1 protein-coding gene is annotated in these 239 nt (G+C 51.5%); it reads left to right on the forward strand.

Annotated features, from left to right (window positions below; all coding sequences use genetic code 11):
* A partial coding sequence (locus IX84_RS33415; RefSeq protein WP_044223955.1) for a hypothetical protein occupies window positions 1–239 on the forward strand: 239 nt, incomplete at both ends.

The raw sequence follows: 239 nt of genomic DNA on the forward strand, positions 1-239 counted from the left end.
ACCTGCCCCACACCAGAAAACATAACGATAACTTACGATTGTGGCGGAGAGGTTGTCCTGCATTGGGACATTACCGACCCGGATACGCTGGTCCAATCCTATACCGTGGTGCTGGATACCAATGGTCAGGAGTTCACCAGTTATACCGGCCTGACTACATCTGAATTAACGATCCCTGCTGGCACCCTTCAGCCAGGGACAGATTATGAGTACACCATTACAAGTAGCTGCGGGGCCAA

The sequence above is a fragment of the Phaeodactylibacter xiamenensis genome (assembly GCF_000759025.1).
In the GTDB taxonomy this organism is placed as follows: domain Bacteria; phylum Bacteroidota; class Bacteroidia; order Chitinophagales; family Saprospiraceae; genus Phaeodactylibacter; species Phaeodactylibacter xiamenensis.